This window comes from Poseidonibacter parvus (genome assembly GCF_001956695.1).
In the GTDB taxonomy this organism is placed as follows: domain Bacteria; phylum Campylobacterota; class Campylobacteria; order Campylobacterales; family Arcobacteraceae; genus Poseidonibacter; species Poseidonibacter parvus.
Genome location: NZ_CP019070.1, coordinates 2,302,405 through 2,326,817, shown reverse-complemented (window position 1 = coordinate 2,326,817; position 24,413 = coordinate 2,302,405). Strand labels below are relative to the sequence as shown.

At 27.8% G+C, this 24,413-nt stretch carries 28 protein-coding genes; 24 read left to right on the top strand and 4 right to left on the bottom strand.

What is annotated here, in order from left to right; genetic code table 11:
• Positions 1-4: 4 nt before the first annotated feature.
• Positions 5-679, bottom strand: a complete 675-nt coding sequence (locus tag LPB137_RS11460) for a rhodanese-like domain-containing protein (protein WP_076088189.1) — start codon at positions 677-679, stop codon at positions 5-7.
• 138 nt (positions 680-817) lie between these two features.
• Here LPB137_RS11460 and LPB137_RS11455 point away from each other — a divergent pair, with 138 nt between their 5' ends.
• The 12 genes from LPB137_RS11455 to rimM all read left to right on the top strand — a co-directional run bounded on the left by LPB137_RS11455 (position 818) and on the right by rimM (position 10,994).
• Positions 818-2,098 carry a peptidase U32 family protein gene (locus LPB137_RS11455; RefSeq protein ID WP_076088187.1) on the top strand — a complete coding sequence of 427 codons (1,281 nt, stop codon included), beginning with the start codon at positions 818-820 and terminating at the stop codon, positions 2,096-2,098.
• Positions 2,099-2,112: 14 nt separating this feature from the next.
• Entirely contained in the window at positions 2,113-3,417 is a 1,305-nt protein-coding gene (locus tag LPB137_RS11450) for a glycosyltransferase family 9 protein (protein WP_076088185.1), read from the top strand.
• A gap of 37 nt (positions 3,418-3,454) precedes the next feature.
• Positions 3,455-3,949, top strand: coding sequence for a 5-(carboxyamino)imidazole ribonucleotide mutase (purE, locus tag LPB137_RS11445; RefSeq protein WP_076088183.1), 495 nt, complete (start codon positions 3,455-3,457; stop codon positions 3,947-3,949).
• Between the two features lie 159 nt (positions 3,950-4,108).
• Positions 4,109-4,990 (top strand): glycine--tRNA ligase subunit alpha, encoded by an 882-nt coding sequence (glyQ, locus tag LPB137_RS11440; protein WP_076088181.1) that lies wholly within the window; start codon positions 4,109-4,111, stop codon positions 4,988-4,990.
• Between the two features lie 6 nt (positions 4,991-4,996).
• Positions 4,997-5,752, top strand: coding sequence for a Nif3-like dinuclear metal center hexameric protein (locus LPB137_RS11435; RefSeq protein ID WP_076088178.1), 756 nt, complete (start codon positions 4,997-4,999; stop codon positions 5,750-5,752).
• The gene (locus tag LPB137_RS11430; RefSeq protein ID WP_076088176.1) at positions 5,745-6,464 is read left to right on the top strand and encodes a zinc ribbon domain-containing protein; all 720 of its coding nucleotides are present in this window, start codon (positions 5,745-5,747) and stop codon (positions 6,462-6,464) included. Before LPB137_RS11435 ends, LPB137_RS11430 begins: the two co-directional genes overlap by 8 nt.
• Positions 6,465-6,466: 2 nt before the next feature.
• Entirely contained in the window at positions 6,467-7,618 is a 1,152-nt protein-coding gene (gene waaA / locus LPB137_RS11425; protein WP_076088172.1) for a lipid IV(A) 3-deoxy-D-manno-octulosonic acid transferase, read from the top strand.
• Positions 7,602-8,354, top strand: coding sequence for a pseudouridine synthase family protein (locus LPB137_RS11420; protein WP_076088170.1), 753 nt, complete (start codon positions 7,602-7,604; stop codon positions 8,352-8,354). The genes waaA and LPB137_RS11420 overlap by 17 nt, the downstream gene beginning before the upstream one ends.
• Positions 8,355-8,528: 174 nt before the next feature.
• Entirely contained in the window at positions 8,529-9,881 is a 1,353-nt protein-coding gene (locus tag LPB137_RS11415) for a signal recognition particle protein (protein ID WP_076088167.1), read from the top strand.
• 93 nt (positions 9,882-9,974) lie between these two features.
• Complete coding sequence (gene rpsP, locus LPB137_RS11410; RefSeq protein ID WP_076088164.1) at positions 9,975-10,202, top strand: 30S ribosomal protein S16; 228 nt, start codon at positions 9,975-9,977, stop codon at positions 10,200-10,202.
• A 17-nt stretch (positions 10,203-10,219) separates the two neighbouring features.
• Positions 10,220-10,459: a KH domain-containing protein gene (locus tag LPB137_RS11405; RefSeq protein WP_076088161.1), complete on the top strand. Its 240-nt coding sequence runs from the start codon at positions 10,220-10,222 to the stop codon at positions 10,457-10,459.
• Positions 10,460-10,463: 4 nt separating this feature from the next.
• Positions 10,464-10,994 carry a ribosome maturation factor RimM gene (gene rimM / locus LPB137_RS11400; RefSeq protein WP_076088159.1) on the top strand — a complete coding sequence of 177 codons (531 nt, stop codon included), beginning with the start codon at positions 10,464-10,466 and terminating at the stop codon, positions 10,992-10,994.
• 7 nt (positions 10,995-11,001) lie between these two features.
• Here the strand turns inward: rimM and LPB137_RS11395 are convergent, their stop codons facing one another.
• Genes LPB137_RS11395 through flgG form a run of 3 tightly spaced genes read right to left on the bottom strand, consistent with a single transcriptional unit; the run spans position 11,002 to position 13,176 of the window.
• Positions 11,002-11,952 carry a hypothetical protein gene (locus tag LPB137_RS11395; protein ID WP_076088157.1) on the bottom strand — a complete coding sequence of 317 codons (951 nt, stop codon included), beginning with the start codon at positions 11,950-11,952 and terminating at the stop codon, positions 11,002-11,004.
• Positions 11,953-11,966: 14 nt separating this feature from the next.
• On the bottom strand, positions 11,967-12,371 hold the full coding sequence (locus LPB137_RS11390) for a hypothetical protein (protein ID WP_076088155.1): 405 nt from the start codon (positions 12,369-12,371) through the stop codon (positions 11,967-11,969).
• Positions 12,372-12,387: 16 nt separating this feature from the next.
• Complete coding sequence (flgG, locus tag LPB137_RS11385; protein ID WP_076088154.1) at positions 12,388-13,176, bottom strand: flagellar basal-body rod protein FlgG; 789 nt, start codon at positions 13,174-13,176, stop codon at positions 12,388-12,390.
• A 165-nt stretch (positions 13,177-13,341) separates the two neighbouring features.
• Between flgG and LPB137_RS11380 the strand changes: the two genes are divergently transcribed.
• The 12 genes from LPB137_RS11380 (at position 13,342) to LPB137_RS11325 (ending at position 24,413) form a co-directional block, all read left to right on the top strand.
• Positions 13,342-13,713 carry a response regulator gene (locus LPB137_RS11380; protein ID WP_076088152.1) on the top strand — a complete coding sequence of 124 codons (372 nt, stop codon included), beginning with the start codon at positions 13,342-13,344 and terminating at the stop codon, positions 13,711-13,713.
• Between the two features lie 14 nt (positions 13,714-13,727).
• Positions 13,728-14,753, top strand: coding sequence for a hypothetical protein (locus LPB137_RS11375; RefSeq protein ID WP_076088150.1), 1,026 nt, complete (start codon positions 13,728-13,730; stop codon positions 14,751-14,753).
• A 10-nt stretch (positions 14,754-14,763) separates the two neighbouring features.
• The gene (locus LPB137_RS11370; protein ID WP_076088148.1) at positions 14,764-15,483 is read left to right on the top strand and encodes a flagellar hook-basal body protein; all 720 of its coding nucleotides are present in this window, start codon (positions 14,764-14,766) and stop codon (positions 15,481-15,483) included.
• The gene (gene flgB / locus LPB137_RS11365; protein ID WP_076088146.1) at positions 15,483-15,887 is read left to right on the top strand and encodes a flagellar basal body rod protein FlgB; all 405 of its coding nucleotides are present in this window, start codon (positions 15,483-15,485) and stop codon (positions 15,885-15,887) included. The genes LPB137_RS11370 and flgB overlap by 1 nt, the downstream gene beginning before the upstream one ends.
• Positions 15,888-15,903: 16 nt before the next feature.
• Positions 15,904-17,622, top strand: a complete 1,719-nt coding sequence (fliF, locus tag LPB137_RS11360; RefSeq protein ID WP_076088143.1) for a flagellar basal-body MS-ring/collar protein FliF — start codon at positions 15,904-15,906, stop codon at positions 17,620-17,622.
• A gap of 3 nt (positions 17,623-17,625) precedes the next feature.
• Positions 17,626-18,627, top strand: a complete 1,002-nt coding sequence (fliG, locus tag LPB137_RS11355) for a flagellar motor switch protein FliG (RefSeq protein WP_076088140.1) — start codon at positions 17,626-17,628, stop codon at positions 18,625-18,627.
• Positions 18,627-19,295, top strand: coding sequence for a FliH/SctL family protein (locus tag LPB137_RS11350; protein WP_076088138.1), 669 nt, complete (start codon positions 18,627-18,629; stop codon positions 19,293-19,295). Before fliG ends, LPB137_RS11350 begins: the two co-directional genes overlap by 1 nt.
• A 90-nt stretch (positions 19,296-19,385) precedes the next feature.
• Positions 19,386-19,673: a FliM/FliN family flagellar motor switch protein gene (locus tag LPB137_RS11345; RefSeq protein WP_076088136.1), complete on the top strand. Its 288-nt coding sequence runs from the start codon at positions 19,386-19,388 to the stop codon at positions 19,671-19,673.
• Positions 19,674-19,682: 9 nt separating this feature from the next.
• Entirely contained in the window at positions 19,683-20,366 is a 684-nt protein-coding gene (locus tag LPB137_RS11340) for a flagellar hook capping FlgD N-terminal domain-containing protein (RefSeq protein ID WP_076088134.1), read from the top strand.
• 8 nt (positions 20,367-20,374) lie between these two features.
• Complete coding sequence (locus LPB137_RS11335) at positions 20,375-21,835, top strand: flagellar hook-basal body complex protein (RefSeq protein ID WP_076088132.1); 1,461 nt, start codon at positions 20,375-20,377, stop codon at positions 21,833-21,835.
• Positions 21,836-21,916: 81 nt separating this feature from the next.
• Positions 21,917-24,022 carry a flagellar hook-basal body complex protein gene (locus LPB137_RS11330; protein WP_076088130.1) on the top strand — a complete coding sequence of 702 codons (2,106 nt, stop codon included), beginning with the start codon at positions 21,917-21,919 and terminating at the stop codon, positions 24,020-24,022.
• Positions 24,023-24,083: 61 nt separating this feature from the next.
• The gene (locus tag LPB137_RS11325) at positions 24,084-24,413 is read left to right on the top strand and encodes a hypothetical protein (protein WP_076088128.1); all 330 of its coding nucleotides are present in this window, start codon (positions 24,084-24,086) and stop codon (positions 24,411-24,413) included.

The following is a 24,413-nucleotide window of genomic DNA, read 5'->3' as shown; positions in this document are numbered from 1 at the left end:
TCTTTTAATTTGGTTTGATTGTAGGAAATCCTAAACTTAACCACGATTGAATACCACCTCTATACCATTTTAGTTTTTCTTCTGGGTAACCAATTGAGATTAAGTTTTTCATAGATAGAGGTGATTGACCACACCAAACTCCATTACAAAATAACAGTAATTCTTTAGCATTTGTAAAATCATATCCATCTTTTGTAACTTCCACACCTAAAGTATCAATTGCATCTAAAAAATCATCAGGGTATTGACCTTTATTTAAATAAATAAAAGGAACATTTATAGCTGATGGAATTGTTTGGTTTAAATACCAATCAGTAGTTCTTGAATCAACTAAAAGCATATTCTCATCATCTTTTGCTTTGTCAATAAATTCTAGAACTTCAACTTCCCCATATGTTTCTACTTTATCTGAGTATTTTATTGGAGATACTTTTCCTAAATATGTAATAAATGTTTTCTTACATTCAGCAGGAACTGAAGCATCAACTAAATTACCACCTAAAATAGTTTTTGGGTCAAACTTTACAGTTTTACAATTATCTGGAGTTTTTCTGATTATTGTAATGTTTTTATCTTCATCATTTGAATCTGTATAAGATACATCAACACCAATTGACTGTAAATCAGTAGCACATAATAGTGCGCTTGTTAGTATGCTTGATAATATAATCTTTTTCATTTTAATCCTTTATAATAATTATATATATTTTATTTTAAATATGACTAAAATAGTCTATATTAAATTTATATAAAATTTGGGTATAATTGCGTTTTTAAAAATACTAACAGATTATAACTTATTTACCAAGGACAAATTATGAATAATAACAAAGTAGAATTATTATCACCAGCAGGAAACTTAGAGAAGCTAAAAATCGCTATAAACTATGGTGCAGACGCAGTTTATGCAGGAGTTAGCCACTTCTCTTTAAGAATTAGAGCAGGAAAAGAATTTACTTTTGAGACTTTTAAAGAAGGAATTGATTACGCACATGCACGTGGTAAAAAAGTATATGCAACAATTAATGGTTTTCCTTTTAACTCACAGATTGATTTACTAAAAAAACACATTGAAAAAATGGCTGAGGTAAAACCTGATGGCTTTATTGTAGCAGCCCCTGGTGTTGTTAAATTATGTAGAGAAATCGCACCTGATATTGATGTACATTTATCAACACAAGCAAATGTACTTAACTATTTAGATGCACAAGTATTTTGGGATTTAGGTGTAAAAAGAATTGTTGTTGCACGTGAAATTTCATTAAAAGATGTACAGCAAATTAAAAAGCATTTACCTGATATGGAAATTGAAATTTTTGTACATGGTTCTATGTGTTTTGCATATTCTGGAAGATGTTTGATTTCAGCAGTACAAAGTGGGCGTGTTCCAAATAGAGGTTCATGTGCAAATGATTGTAGATTTGATTATACACTTTATGCTGAAAGTGAAAATCAAAATACACTATTTAGACTTGAAGAAGATCCAGGTGTCGGAACTTATATTTTTAATTCAAAAGATATGAATTTAGCTTCACATATTAAAGAAATTATGGATTCTGGTGCAGTTGATTCATTAAAAATTGAAGGAAGAACAAAATCTCCATATTACGCTGCTGTAACTGCAAATGCATATAGAGAAGCTATTGATGATTATTATGCAGATACATTTGATGCTGATAAATATCAAAGAGAACTTCATACAACAAAAAATAGAGGTTTTACTGATGCTTATTTAGTGCATAGACCATTTGAAAAAACTGATTCACAAAATCATGAATATGCAATTTCAAAAGGCTCTTATGAAGTAACAGGGCTTATAACTGAAGATGAAAAGCATTTTATGTGTAAGTACAAAGTTTACCCAAATCAAGATATTGAAATCTTCCCTCCAAGAAATAGCAATATTGTTGAATGTGATAATGAAATAGGTAAAATTTTCAAGAATGAAGATGGTGTTTATTATATTAATTTCAAAAAAATCTTAACAGAAACAAATAAGGAAATGGAATCAGTTCATAGTGGAAATACAAATAAAATCCAATTACCAGGAACATTACCTTACTTAACAATGTTAAGAACTGAAAACACTGAAATATAATTGTTTGGTAACAAATGATTTTTTTTAGGGTTACACAGAATATCAACATTAAGACTACAGATGGTACTTTAATTTTATATAATAAATTTAAAATGCCATCAAATTTAGAAAACGACACAGTCTATATTACTACGGAAAAAGATTTTGATGATTTAAAAAAAGTTTTTGAAAATGTTGATAAAGATAAATATAAAACAAGACTTTTAAAAGAGGATAAAGTTAGAGCTTTAGAAAACTTTCCAATTGAATTAGGTATCAGTAATAAAAATGAATACTTGAAATCTCTTGAGCTTGAAAATACTACAAAAAATTCTCAGACAATTTCACCAAAGATATTAAATATGTTTGAGCAATCATCAAAAGTTGATATTTTTAAACAGTTAAAAGCAAATAAAAAAGATGAAGTAACAATTATAATTATAGGTGGTCTTGGAAAAAGTATTGGACAAATGATAAGTTCTTCAACTGCTTTGAGAATATTACATGAAAAATTAAGTCAAGTATACAAAAGTGTTAAAATAGATTTATGTATTGATGCTTCAAATAATAGTTTTTATTCAAGAGATAAGCAAATATATTTAAAACAAGAATTTATAAATAATGTTTTACCTTTAAGTGTTACTAGCAAAAAACTTTGTACTTATGATTATTTTATTGATAATAGCTCTATACTTGAAAAATCTGTAAATTTTGAAGCTTTAAATATTGTTGATGCATGGTTATATAAATTTGGAATTGATTATGAAAAAGTTTCTGACTTTAGTAAGCATAATGAAATAGATATTAAAAAAATTGTAGTTTCTGATAAATTGAAAGAAAAAATTGCAACATTAAAGACAAAAGGAAAAGTTGTTTTATTTCATCCTTTTTCTGCAAATATTAAAAAAACTATTCCTCAAAATATTGCATCATCAATATTAAAAAATATGGTATCTCAAATGGATGATTGTACAATTGTTTCAACATTAAATATTGACTCAAAATTTTCGGATGATAGATTTGTTAATCTTGCTAGAGAATCTAAAACTATAAATGATTTTATCTATATTATTTCTAATATGGATAAGGTTATAACAACAGATACATCTACCTTTCATATAAGTGATGCTTTTATGATTCCTACAGTTGTATTGTCAACAGATGAAAATATAGATAGAAAAATAAAATATTATAATAATACAAAAGTAATCAAAATTAAAGACAAATCTAAGTCCTTATCAAAATTTATTTACGATAATGATTCTTTGACTTTATATAAAAATAAAGCATGGGAAAAAGTTAAAATTTCTAAGATTATAAAACTATTAGAATCTTTTTGATATAATCGTGCTTTTATAAAAAATTAAAGGAATTAAAATGAATTTTGTATCAATTATTATGGGTAGTAAATCTGACTATGAAATTATGAAGCATTGTGCAGATACTTTCGAAAAGTTTAATGTAAATTACGAGATTATAATCTCTTCAGCTCATAGGTCTCCAGTTAGAACTAAAAATTATATCAAAGAAGCTGAAGAAAAAGGTGCTAAAGTATTCATAGCAGCTGCTGGAATGGCAGCACATTTAGCAGGTGCATTAGCAGCAACTACAACTAAACCAGTTCTTGGAGTACCAATGAAAGGTGGAGCAATGGATGGTATGGATGCAATGCTTTCAACTGTACAAATGCCTGCAGGAATGCCTGTTGGAACTGTAGCACTTGGAAGATCAGGTGCAATTAATGCAGCCTACCTTGCAATGCAAATCCTTGCGATTTCAGACAGTGAATTAGCTGTTAAATTAAAAGAAGACAGAATCGTTCAAGCTAAAAAAGTTGAAACTGATTCAAAAGAAATAGAAGTAATTTTATAATATTAAGCAGTACTATTTATAGTACTGCTTCTACTTTTTTATTAAAAAATCAGATACTTTAAAATATATTATTTCAGTATAAATTCAAGTTTTTTCTATTTTATAGAAAATACTTGAATTTATTTTGATAAAAACAAATCAAAAATAGGAATTAAATAGATGCTTACTTTTTCACAAATTCTATTAAAATTACAAGAGTTTTGGGCTAATGAAGGATGTAATATCGTACAACCTTACGATATTCCTGCAGGTGCTGGAACTTTTCATCCAGCAACTCTTTTAAGAAGTTTAGATTCAACTCCTTGGTCAACTGCTTATGTTGCGCCAAGTAGAAGACCAACTGATGGAAGATATGGAGAGAATCCAAATAGATTAGGAGCTTATTATCAGTTTCAAACACTAATCAAACCAAGTCCTGATAATATTCAAGACTTATATCTTCAATCTTTAGAATATCTAGGTTTAGATTTATCTAAACATGATATTAGATTTGTAGAGGATAATTGGGAGTCTCCAACACTAGGTGCATGGGGACTTGGATGGGAAGTTTGGCTTGATGGTATGGAAGTAACTCAGTTTACTTACTTTCAACAAGTTGGAGGACTTCCTTGTGATCCTGTTGCTGTTGAAATTACTTATGGAACAGAAAGACTTGCTATGTATTTACAAGGTGTTGATTCTGTATTTGATATTGTGTGGAATGAAAACAAACATGGTATTACAACTTATGCAGATGTTCATAAAGAAAGTGAATATGAATTTTCTAAATACAACTTTGAAGTAGCAAACACAGAAATGTTATTTAGACATTTTGATGATGCTTTTAACGAGTGTAAAGTATGTTTAGAAAATGGTCTTCCTTTACCTGCTTATGATCAATGTATGATAGCTTCTCATGCTTTTAATACTTTAGATGCAAGAAAAGCAATTTCAGTAACAGAGCGACAAAACTACATCTTGAAGGTGCGAGAATTATCTCAAGGTTGTGCTGTTTTATACAAAGAACAAGAACCTGAACGATTAAAAAGAATAGGTAGATAAAACAAAATGTTAGTACAAAATATATATGATTTTTTAGATGATTTATCACCTTTTTCTCTTCAAGAAAAATGGGATAATGCAGGTTTACTTGTAGGATCTTTTGATGATGAAATAAAAAAAATATATATTAGCATTGATTTAGATGAAGAATTAATTGATGAAATTGAAGAAAACTCTTTAATTATTACCCATCATCCTTTAATTTTTTCAGGATTAAAAAGAGTTAATTATGACTCTTATAGTACAAAGTTATTACAAAAATTAATCAAAAAAGATATATGTTTAATTTCAATGCATACAAATATAGATAAAACTCATCTAAATAAATATGTAGTTGAAAACATCCTTGGTTTTAAAATAGAAAACACAGATGAGTTTATATCTTATGCAAATGTAAATATGAGTTTTAATGATTTAGTAAAATATGTATCTAAAAAGTTAGATTTAAAAACTACAAAAGCAGTAAAGTGTAATGAGTTTATTAAAAAAGTAGCAATTGTTACAGGTTCAGGAATGTCTTTAATTACAGAAGTACAAGCTGATTGTTTCCTAACAGGTGATATAAAATATCATGATGCAATGGAAGCAAAAGCTAGAGGTATTTCATTAATTGATATAAGACATTATGAGAGTGAAAGATTCTTCAGCAACTTGCTAGAGGGACTTCTTTCAGAATATTTGAAAAAAAATGAATTAAAAGCTATAATAACAGCTTCAAAAAATCCATTTGAGTTTTTTATAGAAGGAGAAACGATTGAATAAGTATTTACAGGATTTAATCAAATTGTCAAAATTTGATACAGCAATTAGCATGTTCGAACCAAAAATCGAAAATGAGAAGGCAAAATTAGCAACATTTGTTGAAACAGCAGAAGAGATTAAAGCATCAATTAATGCTTTATATTTAGAAATTGATGATATTAAATCAAAAAGAACTAAAAACAATATTCACTTAAGTGAATTAAAATCGAAGTTAGAAGATATATCTAAGAAAAATGATAGTGTTCAAACAGAAAAAGAATTAAAAGCTTTACAATTAGAAGAAGAAATTGCTAAAGAACAAATTGCATTTGCAAATGAAGAGATCAATAGATTAGATACTTTAGCTGAAACTAAAGAAGAATCATTAAAAGAGTTACAAGATAAATTAACTGAAGAAGAAGAATCTATTAAAGAAATTCAAGTTGCAGTTGATAATACTATTGAAGAAATTAACAAAGAAAGAAATGTTGTATATCAAGATAGAAGTGAATTATTAGAAAAATTTGATAATAAAATTTTAACTTTCTATGAAAAAATTAAAAGATGGGCAAAAGATTCTGCTGTTGTTCCTGTAAAAAAACAAGCTTGTTATGGTTGTTATATGAAAATTAATGACAAAACTTATGCTGAAGTTATTAAATCAGAAGAGATTATAAACTGTCCACATTGTGGAAGAATCCTTTATAAAGAAGATGAAACTGAAGAGGCTTAATTTTGAGCCTTTTTAGTATATTTTATTACTTACTTTTAAGTTTTGTATATATACTAGCAATACCTTATTTAATTTTTAAATCTAGAAATCCAAAATACAAAAATGCAATTCCCTCAAAGTTTTTTCTAAAAAATAATCCTTCATTTAAAGAAAATGGTATTTGGTTCCATTCGTGTTCTATGGGTGAAACAAAAGCTATAAAACCTTTAATAGATTATTATAAGGATGAGGCAAATGTATCTGTTATTACAAATACAGGATATGAAGAAGCTTTAAAAAGTTCATCAAATGTTAGGTATTTGCCTTTTGAGATTTTTTTACCATTTTGGATTAACAAGCAAAAAGTTTTAGTTGTAATGGAAGCTGAATTATGGTTTATGCTTTTTTTAATAGCTAAGAAAAAAGGTGCAAAGACTTTTTTAATAAATGCAAGAATTTCTGATAAATCATATAATTCATATAAAAGATTTTCTTTTCTTTACAAAAGAATATTTAAAAATATTGATAAAGTATTTGCACAAAGTAATTTAGATAAAAAAAGATTAGAAGAACTTGGTGCAAGAAATGTACAAGTAGTTGGAAATATAAAACTAGCGCAAACTCCAAAAGTTACAAAAGTTTTAGAAAAAACTGATGATGTTTTAATAACAGCAGCAAGTACACATAAAAATGAAGAAGAATTAATTTTAAATTCATATAAAAGAAGTTACGGAAAATTAGTAATAGTTCCAAGACATCCTGAAAGATTTTTAGAAGTTGATTTATTAATAAAAGAGTATGTGAAAAATAATGCTTTAACATATCATAAGTATTCACAACAAGACAACTTTGATTCTGATATAATTCTAGTAGATAAAATGGGTATACTAAATAATATATTTGCAATTTCAGATCTTGTGATTTTAGGTGGAGCATTTGAAAAAATAGGGGGACATAATCCAATTGAACCTGCTTTTTTTAATTGTAAAATAATTAGTGGTAAAAATATATTTAATCAAAAGCCACTTTTTGAATGTATAGAAAATTACTACTTAATAGAAAATGAACAATTAGGTGATTATTTAAATAATATAGATAATTTGAAAAAACCAATTTTAAAAAAAGTTGGTTCAATTGATCCCATAATAAAGGAAATAAATGGCAGCACGAGATAAAGCGTATAAACTATTAGCAATGCAAGAAGGAATTTCTAATTCTAAAGCAAAAGAGTTAATAGATAAAGGACTTGTAAGAGTTGGTGGAAAAAAAGTAATGATTGCACGTGGAGAAATTAGTGCAGATACTAATTTTGTAGTAAAAGATATTGCTCCAATAAAAGTAATTTTCCAAGACAATGATATTTTAGTTGTTGATAAACCTGCATTTTTAACAGCAGATGAAGTTGCAAAAAAATATCCAGATGCAATATTACTTAACAGACTTGATAAAGAAACAAGTGGTGTTATGATGTTTGCAAAAAATGAAGACTTCCAGAAAAAAGCAATTAAAGAGTTTAAACAAAATAAAGTTTACAAAGAATATGTTGCAATTGTTGAAGGTAAAGTAATTGATGAAATTGAAATTGATAAACCAATTCTTACAACAAAAGATAGAGGAAGTGCTAAATCTAAAATTGATGCTAAAAAAGGTAAACCAGCTAAATCAACTGTTTACCCAATGCTAGTAGAAGGTAACAAATCTAAAATTAAGATTGTTATTGAATCTGGGCGAACACATCAAATTAGAGTACATTTAAATTCTGTTGGATTACCAATTATTGGTGATGGAATTTATGGAAGAACTGCTTCAAATGTTACTAGAGTTTTATTACATTCAAAAATTACAAGAATATTCGATTATGAATTTGAAGCAAAAGAACCAAGAGAATTCAAAGTATATGAGTTTAATTAAAATTTAAGCTAAAAACTAATTGTTTAATTTCAAGAATTCCTATAATTAGGGCTTCTTGAAAAACTAAAAAACATTATAAACTAAAATAAATCTTAAATATTACATATTTAAACTCTTCTGAAGTATAAAAAAAGTATAATCCTCAAAATTTAAAAAAATCTAGGAGTTTTTGCTTTGTTTGATTCAATAACCGGTTCGATAAAAAATGCTGTTAATAAAATAAGACATAAAGATGATGTTGCTTCATTAAAAAAAGCAATTGTTGAATTAAAAAAATCTTTATTAAAAGCAGATGTTCATCATAAAACTACAAAAGAATTAATAACTGCAATTGAACTTGAAACAAAAAGAGTTGGTATTGGACAAGATTCATTTATCAATGCATTAAAACTTGAATTAACTAAAGTATTAACTACTGAAGGTAATCAAGGTTTTGTTTATTCAAATACACCTCCTACAACGATTTTAATGACAGGACTACAAGGTTCTGGTAAAACTACAACTACTGGTAAATTAGCTAACTATTTAAAACAAAGAAATAAAAAAGTATTAGTTGCAGCTGGCGATTTACAAAGACTTGCAGCCGTTGAGCAATTAAAACAAATTGCAGCTCAAGTTGAAGTTGATATTTATTTTGATGACAATCAAACAGATCCAATAGCAATTGCAAAAGCAGCTCAAGAAAAAGCTATAAAAGAACACTATGATGTTTTATTAGTTGATACTGCTGGTCGTTTAGCAATTGATGAAGAATTAATGACTCAATTAAAAAATGTTAGGGACGCAATTAAAGTAGATGAGATTTTCTATGTTGCAGATTCATTAACAGGTCACGATGCTACTAAAACAGCAAGTTCGTTTAAAGAACAAATTGGTATTGATGGTGTTATTCTTTCAAAATACGATGGAGATACTAAAGGTGGAGTTGCTTTATCTATTGCTTCTCAAGTTGGTGTTCCTTTAAGATTTATTGGTATTGGTGAGAAAATGCCAGACCTTGAAGTATTTATTCCTGATAGAATTGTTTCTAGATTATTAGGTCTTGGTGATATTGAAGGACTTGCTGAAAAAACATCTGCTGTAATTGATGAAAAAAAAGCAAAAGCTGTTGCTAAGAAGATTAAAAAAGGTGAATTCAACTTTAATGATTTCTTAGATCAATTAGCAATGATGAGTAAATTAGGTTCAATGAAATCAATTATTGGAATGATTCCTGGTCTTTCACAAATGGCTGGACCTTTAAAAGATATGGATTTTGAAAACTCTGATGAGATTAAAAGAATAAAAGCTTTAATTGGTTCTATGACAGAAAAAGAAAGACTTCAACCATCTTTAATAAATCCAAGTAGAAAGAAAAGAATTGCAAAAGGTTCTGGATTATCTGAAGTTCAAATTAATAAAATTTTAAAGCAATTTAAAAATGCTTCAAAAATGGCAAAGAAATTATCATCTAAAGGTGGTATGAAAGGCCTACAAAACATGATGTCTCAAATGGGACCTGGTGGAATGCCTAACTTACCAAGATAGATAAAAACAAATAGTGTTGAGCTGTGAACTTTATTTTTATAAGAGTTTAGATCTCAATACTATAAAAAAAGTATAAAACAAAAGGAAAAAAACATGACAGTAATTAGATTAACAAGAATGGGAAGAAACAAGAAACCATTTTATAGAATCGTTGTAACAGACTCAAGAAAAAGAAGAGATTCAGGTTGGATTGAATCAATTGGTTACTTTAACCCAGTAGCAGAACCAAAAGTATTAAAAATTGACCAAGAAAGATATGATTACTGGTTAAGCGTTGGTGCTAAACCTTCTGAAAAAGTAGCTAAATTAGCTGCAAAATAATTAGTTGATTAACTGCTATGATTACAGAATTTATTGAAAACTATGCAAAACTAATTGTAAGTGTACCTGAAGATGTAAATGTTACTATTGAGTCGATTGATGATACTTTTGCTGAAATTACAGTTGAAGCAAATAGCTCTGATATTGGTAAGCTTATTGGTAAAAATGGTAACATGATTAATGCTTTAAAAACTATGGCAAATGGTTGTAAAGCAAAAGATGGTGTATCTTATAAGATTCAAGTGGTTGCAAAGTAAATAAATGAATAATGATGTATACGTAGCAAAACTAGGGAAAACTGTAGGACTAAAGGGGCATTTAAAGCTTCATATAGACTCAGATTTTCCTGAACAATTTAAAAAAAATGCAATCTTTATAACAAATAGAAAAATACAATTAAAAGTTGTAGAATACAACTCTAATAGAGAAACTGTTTTATTTGAAAACTATGAAGATATAGATTTAGCTAAAAAACTTATAAACCAAGAACTTTTTGCATCAACACAACAAACTAGAGAAAATTGTGATTTAAATAAGAATGAATTCTTTTGGTTTGATTTAATTGATTGTAAAGTTTATGAAAATGATTTACTACTAGGGCAAGTAAAAGATATTCATAGATATCCTATTAGCGATTATCTTGAAATAACTACATCTTCTTTGTTAATTGAAAAAGAATTGCCTAAAACTTTCTTATTACCACATTTATTTGAACAATATATTTTAAGTGTTGATATTGATAAAAAAGAAATTAAAGTTAAAGACGCTTATGCAATTTTAGAAAACTCATAGAGTTTTCCTAATAATTACATCTTTTATCAAACTCTTCTTTTGTTAATTCTACCTCATAAGAATTAACTATTCCATTTTCTTGTAATCTTTTATAAATTTCATTTCTATAATTACTATCTGTAAAAGGACCATAGTAAATCTCAATTCTATTTAAATCATCTCTACAAAGCTTTATATCACTGTAAATTGATGTAACTTTATCTAAATATGATTTTAATAACTCACCTTTTATTTTTGCAACATTAATTAGTGAAACAAATTTGATTTCTTCTATTATAGGTTTTTGAATTATCTCTTCATCTTTAATAGCTTCTTCTTGAACAATTAATTCTTTTTCTCTCTCCATAGTTTCTTTGTTTTCTATCATCTCTTTTCGTAAGGCAATAGCTTCATTTTTTAATAATTCAAGCTCGGCTTTTTGTTTCTCTAATTCAAGTTTTTTATTCTCTAATAATTCTTTTTCTTTTGAAAGATTTTCTTCTTCAAGAAGTAAAGCTTCTTGTTTTTTCTTTTCTTCTGCTTCTTTAATCTTTTTTTCTTCTAGTTCTTTCTCTCTTCTATTATTCTCTTCCTCTTCAACTAAATTCTTATTAGTCAATTGAAGGAGTTGTCTATTTAGTTTTTTTGAGTTTATATCTTTTATATTAAAGGTATTCTTTTCTTCAATTATTTTTTCTTTAACTACTTCATCTTTCTTTTCTTTCATTTCTTCTTCTGGATCAAAAAAGCCAATAAAATATAGCACTACTCCTGCAAGTAATATTAAAACTAAAAATCCAACTACTGAAAATAGAATTTTATTTAGAATAGGTACTTGTTTTTGTTTTGTAGATTCTTTTTTCGAGTTATCATCATTTTGAACTTCTTGAGTTTCTGTTTCATCAGGAGAATCATTTTCTACATCTTGATTGTTTGATGTCTCTTTTTCAAGTTCTTCTTTATTTTGTTCTTCTGCCATGATTTACTCTTTTTTTAGGATTTTCTTTTTTCTTTTTGTTTTGCTAATATTTTTTCTTTATTTTTTTTGTAATAGTCTCTTCTATATTGTTTAAGTTCTTCTTTTTTCTTTTCTCTATACTCTTTATCATATTCTAATCGTTGTTTCTTATTTTCAGAATAATATTCTTTTTTCTTTTTTTTATATTCATTAATTTTCTTTACAATTAATTCTTTTCTATCATCTATGTGAGCTTTTTGAGCTTTTGCAATTTCTTTTATTTTACTTGAAAAGTTTTTATTATTTAGCTCTTCTTCATAATTAATTTCTTTTCTTGGAGCTTTCTTCGCAACTTTATTTTTTAAATAATATTCTTTTTTCTTTTTTTTATGTGCTATAAAATTTTTTGCTCGAATTTTTTTTAATTCTTCTAAATCCATTTAACTAGTTATTTACCTAACTTTTTAATCTATTTACAGTATCCAACATACTATCTGTAGTAGTTATTGCTTTTGAATTAGCTTCGTAAGCTCTTTGTGCTGTAATTAAATCTACCATTTCGTTTACTAATGCAACATTCGATAACTCAATCATTCCTTGTCTTAAACTACCAAGTTGATCTGTTGTTGGGTTTCCAGTTTGTACTGCACCTGAAGCATCTGTCTCCATATATATTGATTCGCCTTGTGGAGATAGGCCCGATGGATTAATAAAGTCAGCAATTTCAATTTGACCTAATTCTTCAGATAAACCAGTTGTTGAATTTGTAGCTGAAACAATTCCATCTGTTCCAATTGTTACATCTGTTACTGTTTCAGGGACAACTATTTGTGGAGATAATTCGTATCCATTACCATTAACAATTGTTCCTTCTGAATTTAATTTAAATGCACCATTTCTTGTATAACCTGTTTCCCCACTTGGAAGTGTTATTTGAAAGAATCCATTTCCTTCAATTGCTAAATCAAGAGTATTTGAAGTAAGTTTCAAATCTCCTTCTGTAAAGTTTTTCTGAATTCCCGAAATTCTTACTCCTAAACCAGTATCAATACCTGTAGGGTTTCTTGTTGTAAGTGAAGTTTGACCTGCTGTGTAGTTTAGTGTCTCATACATTAAGTCTTGGAATTCTGCTCTATCTTGTTTAAAACCTGTAGTGTTTACATTCGCAATATTATTTGATGTTACATCAATTTGGTGTTGCATAGAATTCATACCAGTTGCTGCTGTGTAAAGTCCTCTAATCATAGTTTTTCCTTAAGAGTATTATATATTATATTATTATATTTTAACAACAATTAAAATTAGATAAATTAGAAAAGTTATTTTTCATCTTATTAAGTGAAAATTTAAAACAAATCATATATAATAGATGATATTTTAAAATTATATTAAATAATAAAGGGTTAAGAAATGAAAATTCTTATAGTTGATGACAGTTCTACAATGAGAAGAATAATCGGAAATGTAGTCATGCAATTAGGTTTTAAAAAAGAAGAATTTGATGAAGCAGAAGATGGTGTAAAAGCTTGGAAACTTCTTGAAGAATCTCAATATGATGTAATTTTGACAGATTGGAATATGCCAAATATGAATGGTTTAGAACTTGTTCAAAAAACAAGAGCTGGTGGTGCTCATATGAAAACACCAATTATTATGATTACTACTGAAGGTGGTAAAGGGGAAGTTATAACAGCGCTTAAAGCAGGTGTTAATAACTATATAGTTAAGCCTTTTAATGCAGAAATTTTAAAAGAAAAGCTTGATGGAGTATTAAAAAAATAACATAAGGTTTTATTATGAGTATGAGTCAAGAAGAAATTGAAGCTTTAATGAACGGTCTAGATATAGTTGATGATGATGCTTCAAGTGCTAAAGATGATGTTCCTTCTAAAGAGGAAAATGTAAGTGTTAATACTGATGAAATCGAAGAATTAATTTCACAAAATGATGAAGTTAGTGCAGCTGATGAAAATGATAAAGAAGTTATTGAAGAAATTGAAGAGCCTTCATCCAATGAAGTTGTAAGTAGTGATGATGTTGATACTTTAATAAAAGATCTTGAACTTGAAAAAGAAGATACTGATGAAGTTGAGAGTAAAATTGATCCTTTAGATGATATGGATTTAGACCCAATTGTTAACAATGATATTACAACTGATAGTTTTGATGATATTTCTGCTGATGAAGAAGGAATAGTTGAATCTACAAGTAAAATAAGTGATGACAAAATTCAAGAAAATGATAATAAAGATGAAATCGGTAAAGACTGGGCTGATTCTAAAATTAATGAAGGTGTCTTCCCTTTACCTGCTGATAGTAATACAAAAGTAGTTAATCAATTAACTCAAGTTGCAAATGATTCTGAAGAAAAAGTATCTCAAATATTTGATGTTTTAAGTTTAACTTTAGATAATAATACTGAAATTAGAAATAAGATTGAAGGTTTTGATAAATATATTAATTCTGAATTAGAATTGCTAAATTCATTAAGTGCAAAATTTCCGAATATTGAAATATTTAACACGCAAAAAGAGTTATCTAATTTAATGAAAAAAGATATCAGTGAAATATCAAATATTGTTAACTCTGAAGATATGAAAATCTTTGAAGCTATGGAATTAATGCAGTTTAATGATATAAATAGACAAAAGATTGAAAGAGTAATGTCTGTAATTAGAAAACTCTCTTCATACTTAAATAATCTTTTTGAAGATGATGGTACTTCACAAGAAATTTCTGTTGCAAAGCATATTCATGGTGATAAAGATCATGATTTAATTGGTGATGATTTAGATAAATTAATAGATGAATTTAAAAAATAAAAGGTAAGTTATGAATCAAGGTACATATCCATTAGCTGCATCAATGATTAATCAATTTAATCGTTTGGATCAAATAAGTAATAATTTAGCAAATGTTAATACAAATGGTTTTAAACAAGATGGATTAACTGAGACTACCTTTAATCATTATTTACAAAGAGCTCAAAATGAAGGTTTTACTCCAAGTAAAATAAATACAGTTACTAATAATATACCAAAAATTGATGCAAAATTTATTGATGGTGAAGTTGGACCAATTGCAACTACTGGAAATAAACTAGATTTTGCTCTAGAACAAGCTGATACATTTTTTAAATTACAAGATAGCAATGGTGATATAGTTTATACAAGAGATGGAGCATTTAAAAATTCAGATGGTTTTCTTGTTGATTCTAATGGAAATAATATACTTAATACAGACAATGCACCTATTGAAATTGATGACGATGTAAGAGCTCAAATCGGGGTAACTCAAATTCCTTTTTCTAATTTGGAAAAAGTTGGGAATAACAGTTTTAAGCTAAAAGATGAAAATGAAATTGCTCTTTTTGATAATAATGACGGTTTAATAATTGAAGGTGCAATTGAAAAATCAAATGTAAACTCAGTAACTGCTATGGTTGAATTAATAGATGCACATAGAAGGTTTGATCAATCTCAAAAAGCAATTAAAACAATTGATGAAATTAATGGAACTGTAATTGAAAAAATAGGGAGTAATACTAAATAATGGAAGCTAGTAATATTACAAGTACACTTTTTAATAATCTAAATTTTAGAGCGCAAAGACAAAATGTAATTTCAAGTAATATTGCAAATATTAATACTCCAGATTATAAAACAAAAGATGTAACATTTGAAAATGAATTAAAAAAAGCTCAACAACCAATTTTAAAATTAGCTCAAACTAATGGAAACCACCTTTCAAGTATTAATTCTAATTTAAATGTATCTAAACCTTCTTTAATTGAAGTTCAAGGTTTAGAAGAACAAAATGACGGTAATAATGTAAATTTAGATGCTCAGATGAGCGAAATGTCGAAAAATAAAGTACTGTTTGATGCAGTGCAAACAGCAATTAAAAAAGATTCTTCATTATTTAGATCAGTAATTGAATCATCTGCTAAAAACTAATTAGGATAAGTAATATATGGATCAACTCTTAAAATTTGTAAATAATTTAAATGCTGCACAAAGAGCTGTAATAATTGGAGGATTTTCATTATTATTTGTTCTTTTAATTGGATTATTAGTTTATTCAAACATAAAAGCAGAAGATAAAAAATTAAATTATACAATTGCTTCAAACCTAACAAAATCACAAGTTATGCTAGCAAGTGATGAACTTGAAGCTTCTGGAATTGAATTTTCAGTAATTGGAAGTGGAAATAACCTTACTTTAAAAACGTCAAAAGAGTTTATAAATATTGCAAAAATAAAACTTGTAACAAGTGAAGCTTCAACTTCAAAACACGTTGGTTGGGAAATATTTGAGAAATCTTCTTTAGGCACTACAAATTTTGAAAATAAAGTTAAATATTTAAGAGCTTTAGAAGGTGAACTTTCTCGTTCTTTAGAATCTTTATCAGCTGTTTTGCGTGCAAGTGTAAAAATTGCAATTCCAAAAGATACGATATTTACTGAAAGAAAAGCTGATACAACTGCTTCTGCTGTTTTGTCATTAAAACCTGGAGTTTTTTTAACACAAAAACAGATTGATGGAATCAAAAATTTTATAGCTTCCGCTGTTACAAACTTAAAACAAGAAAATATAAAATTAATTGATCAAGATGGTTCTTTATTACAAAAATCCTCAGATGATATGGATAATATTAAATCATTAAATCAAAATAAATATAAAGATAAAATTGAAAAAGATTACGAAAAAAAGATTGTGGCATTACTAGAACCTTTTGTTGGTCTTGGAAGAGTAGTTGCAAGAGTTAATGTTGATTTAGATTTTATTAAAAAGAATATTGAAGAAGAAATATATGATCCAGAAGGAACAATTAGAGCACAGCAAGTAATAGAAAACACTTCAAGTTCTCAAGGTACAGTTGGAAATACTGGTGGAACAGCTGGAGTTGATAATAATATTCAAGAACCAGGTGGAGCTGGTGGCGGTGGAGCTAGTAATTCTGCTAGTGAAGGTACTAACACAGTTACAAATTATGAAATATCAAAAAAGATAATTAAACAAAAAGATAATAACTATTCAAAAATAAATAGAATCAGTGCTGCTGTTACTTTTGATTCTAGTGTTTTAAAAGATGAGGAAAACAAAGAAGAATTTCTAGCATCTATTACATCAATAGTTGAAGATACAATTGGCTATGAATTAAAAAGAGGCGATAAAATTACTGTAAAAGACTTTAAATTTATTGGAGTTAAAGCTTTAGATGAAACTACCCAACAATTAGATGAAAACGGTAACGTAATTAGTGTAGATTCAAATAGTCCAGTTGATACTATAGCAATGGTTAAATCACTGCTAAGAGAATTTAGCGAATATATACAATATTTAATTGCAGCTATTTTATTATTTGTATTTTATAAAAAATTTATTGTAAATCATGAAGTTGTAGTTTTAGGTGATTCAAATATAGCGGATAAAAGTAATGAAAAAAGTGATAGCCTTGATGATTATGATGACAACTTTGATTTAGACTCTGCACAAGGTAGATTAAAGTCAAAAGTTAAAAGTCAAATCATAAATAATATTGATGGTTTGGATGAAGAACTAGCCGCAAAATATGAGGTGTTTATAGAAGAATTAGATAAAGAGATTAATAACAACCCTGAAGAAATTGCTAGAATGATTGAATTACTTCTTTCTGAAGGTGATCAGAATTTCAAGAAAGGAAAATAGACAATGGCTGAAGAGAATGATTTACTAAAAGGTATGTCAATGATGGGAAAAGTAGCCAGATTTTTTGTTTTAATTGGTGAAGAATCAACTGTTAAAATTTTCCAACATTTACCAAAAGAAATGGTAGAAGAAATTTCTACAGCAATAACTCAAATTTCATCAATTGATAAAGATATATCTTTAGCAATTTTAGAAGAATTCCATTTATATACTAGATCAAAAAGTTTTATTAGTTCTGGTGGTTATGATTTTGCTAGAGATATTTTATATAAATCTTTAGGTAAAGGTGAGGCAGATGAAGTACTAGCAAAACTTTCTCGAATGAAATTAGCTTCACAATCTTTTTCTTATTTAGATGCAATTAATCCTAAGCAATTATCAGATTTTATAAAAGATGAATCTCCTCATACGATTGCAGTTATCTTATCTCATATGGATTCTTCTAAATCAGCTGATGTTTTAATGCAATTAGAAGAAGAAACAAGAGTAAAAGTTACAATGCAAATGGCTACAATAAAAGATGTATCGCCAGATGTTGTAAGAACTATTTCTGTTGTTTTAGAGAAGAAACTTGAATCACTTCTTTCTTCAATTGTTGATGTAGGTGGAGTAAAAGTTGTTGCAGATATGTTGAATAAACTAGGACCAAAATCTCAAGATATTCTAAAAAACATTAATGGTATTGATACTACTTTAGCAACTAAGATAAAAGAAAATATGTTCGTATTTGAAGATTTATTAAATCTTGATGCTGAATATGTAATGAAGATTTTACAAAATGTTGATACTGGTGATGTTGCAATAGCAATGAAAAATGCACCAGAAGAAGATTTAGAAAAAATTACTGGTGCAATGTCTCAAAGAGCAAGAGATAGATTCTTAGAGGAATTTGAGATGCTTAATAAAGTTAAAATAAAAGATATAGAAAACTCACAAAGAAAAATGCTTGATGTTGCACAGAAAATGATTGAAGACGGTGTAATTGATAGAGATATGGATGAATAATGGCTAGTAATAATGTATATTCAAATGCAAAAGTTGTAAATAATAATACTAATGATAAAGTTGAAAAATATGAATTAGGTACATTTATAAATAATAATACTTCTAATAATCAACTATCAAATTCAAATGCTGTTTTAGATGATAGAGAAATAAATGGAAAAGTAGACCCTTTACTTACTGAAGTAAGAAATTTAAGTAATCAACTATCAGTACTTACAAATAAAGTTACAAATATTGAAAATGATGGAATATCAGGAAAAGATATTGATGCTCAAGTTGTTCAAGCTATAAAAGATTTAAAACATTATGCTGCTTTTTTTGAGCAAGCAACTTTTCAAATGGAAGCTAAGCTTTTAAAAACATCTATTTCAATTGCTCAAAAAATAATTAGTATTGAAGTTGGTGAAAACTCTGCTAATATGGCAAAACAAACAATTACACATTTATTAGAAAAAATAAAAACTGCATCAAAAGTTCAAATTCATTTAAATCCTAAAGATTATGAAATATTAAAAGATCAGCTAAATTTAGAGAAATTTATTGAACTTCGTCAAGATGCAAATGTTTCTGCAGGTGGAGTTGTAATTGCAAGTGATTTAGGAAATTTTGATGGAAATATAGAAGCAAAAGTTGCTTCGATGCTTGAAACTCTTGATATAGTTATTTAAAAAATAACTATATTATCTTACATAAAGAAATACAATTCCTTCACAATTATGATATACTATATTAAAATAATTTATTTAAAAGTGTAAAGTATGGAAATTAGCGAAAGAGATTATGATATATTAGTTGACACAGAAATTGTTGTTGACGTGATGTTAGGTAATTCAGATATCAGTATAGCTGAGTTTTTAAAACTAAGTACTGGTGATATAATTTCTTTGAGTAAAACTGCTGGTTCTGGTGGAGATATATATGTAAACTCACGAATTGTAGGAACTGGCGACATAATTGTAATTGAAGATAAACTTGCAGTAAGAGTTCAAGATGCAATGGATTCAGATAATGTTGTAAGATATTTCTTCGAAGAAAATATGAAATAGGAGTTTAAAATGGCTACAGATATAGCAGTAAGTTCAAGTACAGGATTAGATGGTAATTCATATACTACTTCAGTAAGTAATGATGAATTAACAAATGATGATTTTTTAACATTAATGATTACAGAATTAAAGTTACAAGATCCAACATCTCCAACTGATTCAGCACAAATGCTTCAAACACAAATGCAAATGTCAACTATTAGTACTAACCAAGAAATGGTTACAGCTATGCAATCATTACAACAATCTTTCTCTCAAACTGCACTTACTAATGCATCTAATGTAATTGGTAAAAATATTGAAGATGGTAATATTAGTGACACTGGTATTAATAAGGCTTATACAGTAACATCAGTTGAAAGTGTTGATGGAGTTGTTCAAGTTAGAGCTCAAGAAATACTTTATCTTGAAAGCAAAATTAAGTTAACTGACCCAGATGATAGTAGTAATGATATTTTACTAGATTACAATACAAGTGGTGAAATCATTGATGCAAATGGTGATAAAACTGGTTATAAAGTTGCTTTAAATAGCCCTGGTGATCCAATTGTTCAAGATGATTCATTGGTTATTTTAGATTCGAGTAATGAGATAGTTTCTGATCATAATTATGCATTAGCAGGACTTAGTTCTACAGTGTATTCTGATGAATTTACAGATATACCTTTTTCTCAAATAACTAAGATTTTTTAGGATTTAAAATGATTGGTGGACTTTGGAATGGATTATCAGGATTAAGCTCTTTTGAAAAAGCATTAAATGTAGAATCTAATAATATTACAAATGTTAATACAGTTGCTTATAAATCTGATGATATAAAATTTGAAGATTTAATGTATCAACAAGGTTATGGAAAAGGTTCAAGTGTTCAAACAGTTGATAAGAATGTTACACAAGGTTCATTAAATTTAACTGGAAATAATTATGATATTGGAATTGATGGTAAAGGTTACTTTATCGTAGCCAATAGAACTGATGGTGATATATCATATACAAGAGCTGGTAATTTTCAAATGGCTTCTGATGGATTATTACAAACAGCAAATGGAGAAAAAGTTTTAGGATTAACTCCTCAAACAAATACTGTTATAAGCTCTGATATTAATGAACAAGTTTTTACAAGTGATTACAATAACTTTATTGCTAGTCAATCAGTAAGTACTGATGCTTTTACTAAATCAATTAATGCAAAAGCTACAAATTATTTAGAAAGCGCAACATCTAGTGGTATTTCAGGAAGTGGATATAAAAGTGCAGATGCAAAGGTTTCTGATATTGACGCATTAATAAGCAATTATAGTGAAAGTTTGTCAACTTATTCATTATCACCTTATGCTACGTCTATAAGTTCTACTTCACAAATATCTAATGTTGATTATTCTGCTTTAACATCAAATTTAGTAGATGAAAACGATTCAATCAGTATTTTTGTTAATAATTCAAAAATATCACAGCAGTTTGATACAAATATTGAGACTACATTAAATAACTTTTCAGATCAAATATCAAATATTAAAGGCTTAACTTCTACTATTGATACTACAAGTGGTATTCTTGAGATTACATCTTTAATACCAGGGAAAAGTATTTCCTTAGCAGATGCTTCTGTAAATGACAATTATACTTCAATTACTGATACTCAAATAGCAAGTACAGGTTCTGGTCAAGGCTTAGTTGATAGTTCACGGACTGCTTTACAAGCTGCGCTTGAAGCAGCAGATGCAAAATTAATTGATATAACTAGTACTATTTCTTTAATTGATGAAAATGCATTAAATGTTAATGAAATACAAATGCAATTAGGTAACTTAAATTTAGTTGAAAACTCTTTTGGTACAACTGTTATTGAAGATGGAAATATATATTTAAAAGATGGGAATAATAGTTTTTTAGTTGGAAAACTTGAAACAGCTGCTTTTAGTAATGAACAAGGTTTAATCGCTCAAGGAGATAATTTATATAAATCTTCTGAAGATTCAGGAGATGCTATTTATGCTGGAAACATGAATGAATTAGTATCTAGTTCTTTAGAATTAAGTAATGCAAGTGTTAGTACTTCACTTACTAGTTTATTGGTCTATCAAAGAGCATATGAAGCTAATTCAAAATCAATTACAACTTCAGATGAAATGTTAAGTACAGCTATGGATTTAGTTAAATAGCTGTGTTTACATATTAGTATTTGGATTCAAATATTAATATGTGAACATTAAGTTCACTATTTTATTCAAAAAGGATAAATCATGATTGGAGCACTTTGGACAGGAATCTCAGGATTATCGTCACAACAAACAGCTTTAGACAATGAGTCAAATAATATTGCAAACGTAAATACAGTAGGTTATAAAGCATCTAGAATTTCATTCGCAGATCAAATGTACCAAGATAGTATTGGTAAAGGTTCTACTGTATTAGATGCAGAAAAATTATATACTCAAGGTAACTTAAATTTAACAGGTGTAGATTATGATATGGCACTTAGTGGTGATGGTTTTTTTACTGTTGCTGATAAGAGTGCTAGTGGAACATCTGAAAACTATTATACTCGGGCTGGTAACTTCAGGATGGGAGATAATGGAACATTACAAGATGCAGCAGGAAATGAAGTTCAAGGTTGGCCAATGTCAGCAATTGATTCTGATAATGATGTAACTTCAACAAATCCAAATGTAAGTATTTTTACAAATGATTATACAAAACTTTTAACTTCAAAAATAGTTGAGCATTCAACTTATGTAGAAACAATTACAGCAAAAGCAACAGATTATGCAGCATCTGCAATGTCTGATTCTGAATCAGTATTTTCAGGAGCAGGATTAAAGACTAAATCTGCCAAAATTTCTGATGTAGAAGCTGCAATATCTGATTATTCAAACTGGTTACAAAAGTTAAAAGAAACACCCGATGGGTCATCAGCTTCATCAGTAACTCAAATGTCTGAAATTAATTTTAAAACATCTGACGCTGAATCTATTATTAGCAAAGAAGGTGATCAAATCTATGTATATATAGATGGAAATAAAATATCTCAAAATTATATATCTACAGCATCTGATTTAACATTTCAACAAGATTTATATGATAATGCATTAAGTACAGCTGATCAAGCTATTTATGGAGACCCTTCTTCCGGAACACTAACTGAAACTCAAACAGCATTATATGATAAACAAGCAAGTAAAATTGCTACGTATAAAGCTCTAGCAGACAAAATATCTGAAATTCCTGGGTTAGTTGCTTATATGGCAAAAGAATCAGGAGGAATAACAAATGATTCTTTAGAAGAAACAGATAGTTATTCTTTATCTACAGAAGTTGAAGATATGTATAAAGGTATGATTCAAATTAAAGCTTTAATACCTGGTGAAGAATTTACGATTTCAGAAGTTGGTGAAATATCAGGAAATTCAACTATTCAAGGTGATAAAAGAACTAGTGTAACAGCAAGTGCTGGTAGTGGAACTGGTGCTTTAGAGTCTTCAAGAGATGCATTAGCTAAGTTAATTACTGGTAAGCAACAAGATGTTTATAAAGAAACTAACTTAGAGATGGATGGGACATCGAAAACTTATACTTTAGATTTTTCAATATTTGATAAAGAGATAGGAGATACAATACCAATTCCATATACTGGGACTGCAATTAAAACAGCTGATCCTATCACTATTGTGGCAAGTACTATTGACGAATTTATTGAAGGTTTTAATTTCGGTACAGATGATGGTACTGCGACTGGTACACCATTAACTCCTCCTTTAACTGATTACTTAGAAGCAGTTAATATAAATGATTCATTAGTAATTAGAACTAAAGATGCAAATTATGAAGTAGATTTTAGTACAAGTTTAAAAATAGGTACAGATCCTCTTGAAAAAGATAATGACTTAAGTGGAAGAGCAGGAGCAGGTGCTGAGTTTATAGAAATGGTTAATACAGTTAATCAAACTTCATCTCAAGATTCACTTCAATTAAGACTTGATACTTTAGGTATTTCAGATTCAGCCTTTGGAGAGTTTTCTGTAGATAGTTCAGGACTAATTACTATGACTCAAGATGGAGCAGAATTTGCAATTGGACAAGCATCAATTGCATTATTTAATAACAATATTGGATTAGAAGCAAGAGGTGATAATTTACTTGCAAAAACTACAGATTCAGGTGATCCAATTTATAACTTAAATAATGACAAAGCAGCTACTGTTGAAGGTCAAACATTAGAGCTTAGTACTGCTGATTTAAGTGAAAGTTTAGTAAATCTTATGGTATTCCAAAGAGCTTTTGAAGCAAATGCAAAATCAATTACAACTGCTGATGAAATATTAACAACGCTAATTGGTCTTAAAAGATAGAAATTAAACATAAATAAAGTAAGAATTATCTTACTTTATTTAATATAAAAATAGGATAGATTTGGAAAATTTTTTATTATTGATAATTATTGGTGTTTTATTACTTTACTTCTTTTCAAGTGCAAATGTTTATAAGTCTCTTTACAAAAAAGTAAATGAAGAAAAAAACTTACTAGAATTAGAATTAACAAAATTAGAAAGTATTATTTCTAAATATGAAAAACAAGTAAAAACAGGTGCTAGTACATTAAAAACTAATCATGATAATCTACAAGTAGCAAGAGATGATTTACAAGAGTTAAGACTTGAAAATATGAATCAAAAACATCAAATTGAAGAATTAGAAAAAAGAAATGAAGAACTTTACGCTCAAGTAAATACAATGGTTTAG

Bases quoted from the DNA above. Each gene is read 5' to 3' on its own strand.
- purE (WP_076088183.1), top strand. From the start codon at position 3,455: ATGAATTTTGTATCAATTATTATGGGTAGTAAATCTGACTATGAAATT.
- flgB (WP_076088146.1), top strand. From the start codon at position 15,483: ATGGAAGCTAGTAATATTACAAGTACACTTTTTAATAATCTAAATTTT.
- LPB137_RS11350 (WP_076088138.1), top strand. From the start codon at position 18,627: ATGGCTAGTAATAATGTATATTCAAATGCAAAAGTTGTAAATAATAAT.
- LPB137_RS11450 (WP_076088185.1), top strand. From the start codon at position 2,113: ATGATTTTTTTTAGGGTTACACAGAATATCAACATTAAGACTACAGAT.
- LPB137_RS11335 (WP_076088132.1), top strand. From the start codon at position 20,375: ATGATTGGTGGACTTTGGAATGGATTATCAGGATTAAGCTCTTTTGAA.
- LPB137_RS11375 (WP_076088150.1), top strand. From the start codon at position 13,728: ATGAGTATGAGTCAAGAAGAAATTGAAGCTTTAATGAACGGTCTAGAT.
- LPB137_RS11395 (WP_076088157.1), bottom strand. From the start codon at position 11,952: ATGGCAGAAGAACAAAATAAAGAAGAACTTGAAAAAGAGACATCAAAC.
- LPB137_RS11460 (WP_076088189.1), bottom strand. From the start codon at position 679: ATGAAAAAGATTATATTATCAAGCATACTAACAAGCGCACTATTATGT.
- LPB137_RS11390 (WP_076088155.1), bottom strand. From the start codon at position 12,371: ATGGATTTAGAAGAATTAAAAAAAATTCGAGCAAAAAATTTTATAGCA.
- LPB137_RS11420 (WP_076088170.1), top strand. From the start codon at position 7,602: ATGGCAGCACGAGATAAAGCGTATAAACTATTAGCAATGCAAGAAGGA.
- LPB137_RS11435 (WP_076088178.1), top strand. From the start codon at position 4,997: ATGTTAGTACAAAATATATATGATTTTTTAGATGATTTATCACCTTTT.
- LPB137_RS11340 (WP_076088134.1), top strand. From the start codon at position 19,683: ATGGCTACAGATATAGCAGTAAGTTCAAGTACAGGATTAGATGGTAAT.
- rpsP (WP_076088164.1), top strand. From the start codon at position 9,975: ATGACAGTAATTAGATTAACAAGAATGGGAAGAAACAAGAAACCATTT.
- LPB137_RS11405 (WP_076088161.1), top strand. From the start codon at position 10,220: ATGATTACAGAATTTATTGAAAACTATGCAAAACTAATTGTAAGTGTA.
- LPB137_RS11345 (WP_076088136.1), top strand. From the start codon at position 19,386: ATGGAAATTAGCGAAAGAGATTATGATATATTAGTTGACACAGAAATT.
- rimM (WP_076088159.1), top strand. From the start codon at position 10,464: ATGAATAATGATGTATACGTAGCAAAACTAGGGAAAACTGTAGGACTA.
- LPB137_RS11330 (WP_076088130.1), top strand. From the start codon at position 21,917: ATGATTGGAGCACTTTGGACAGGAATCTCAGGATTATCGTCACAACAA.
- LPB137_RS11370 (WP_076088148.1), top strand. From the start codon at position 14,764: ATGAATCAAGGTACATATCCATTAGCTGCATCAATGATTAATCAATTT.
- glyQ (WP_076088181.1), top strand. From the start codon at position 4,109: ATGCTTACTTTTTCACAAATTCTATTAAAATTACAAGAGTTTTGGGCT.
- fliG (WP_076088140.1), top strand. From the start codon at position 17,626: ATGGCTGAAGAGAATGATTTACTAAAAGGTATGTCAATGATGGGAAAA.
- LPB137_RS11455 (WP_076088187.1), top strand. From the start codon at position 818: ATGAATAATAACAAAGTAGAATTATTATCACCAGCAGGAAACTTAGAG.
- flgG (WP_076088154.1), bottom strand. From the start codon at position 13,176: ATGATTAGAGGACTTTACACAGCAGCAACTGGTATGAATTCTATGCAA.
- LPB137_RS11380 (WP_076088152.1), top strand. From the start codon at position 13,342: ATGAAAATTCTTATAGTTGATGACAGTTCTACAATGAGAAGAATAATC.
- fliF (WP_076088143.1), top strand. From the start codon at position 15,904: ATGGATCAACTCTTAAAATTTGTAAATAATTTAAATGCTGCACAAAGA.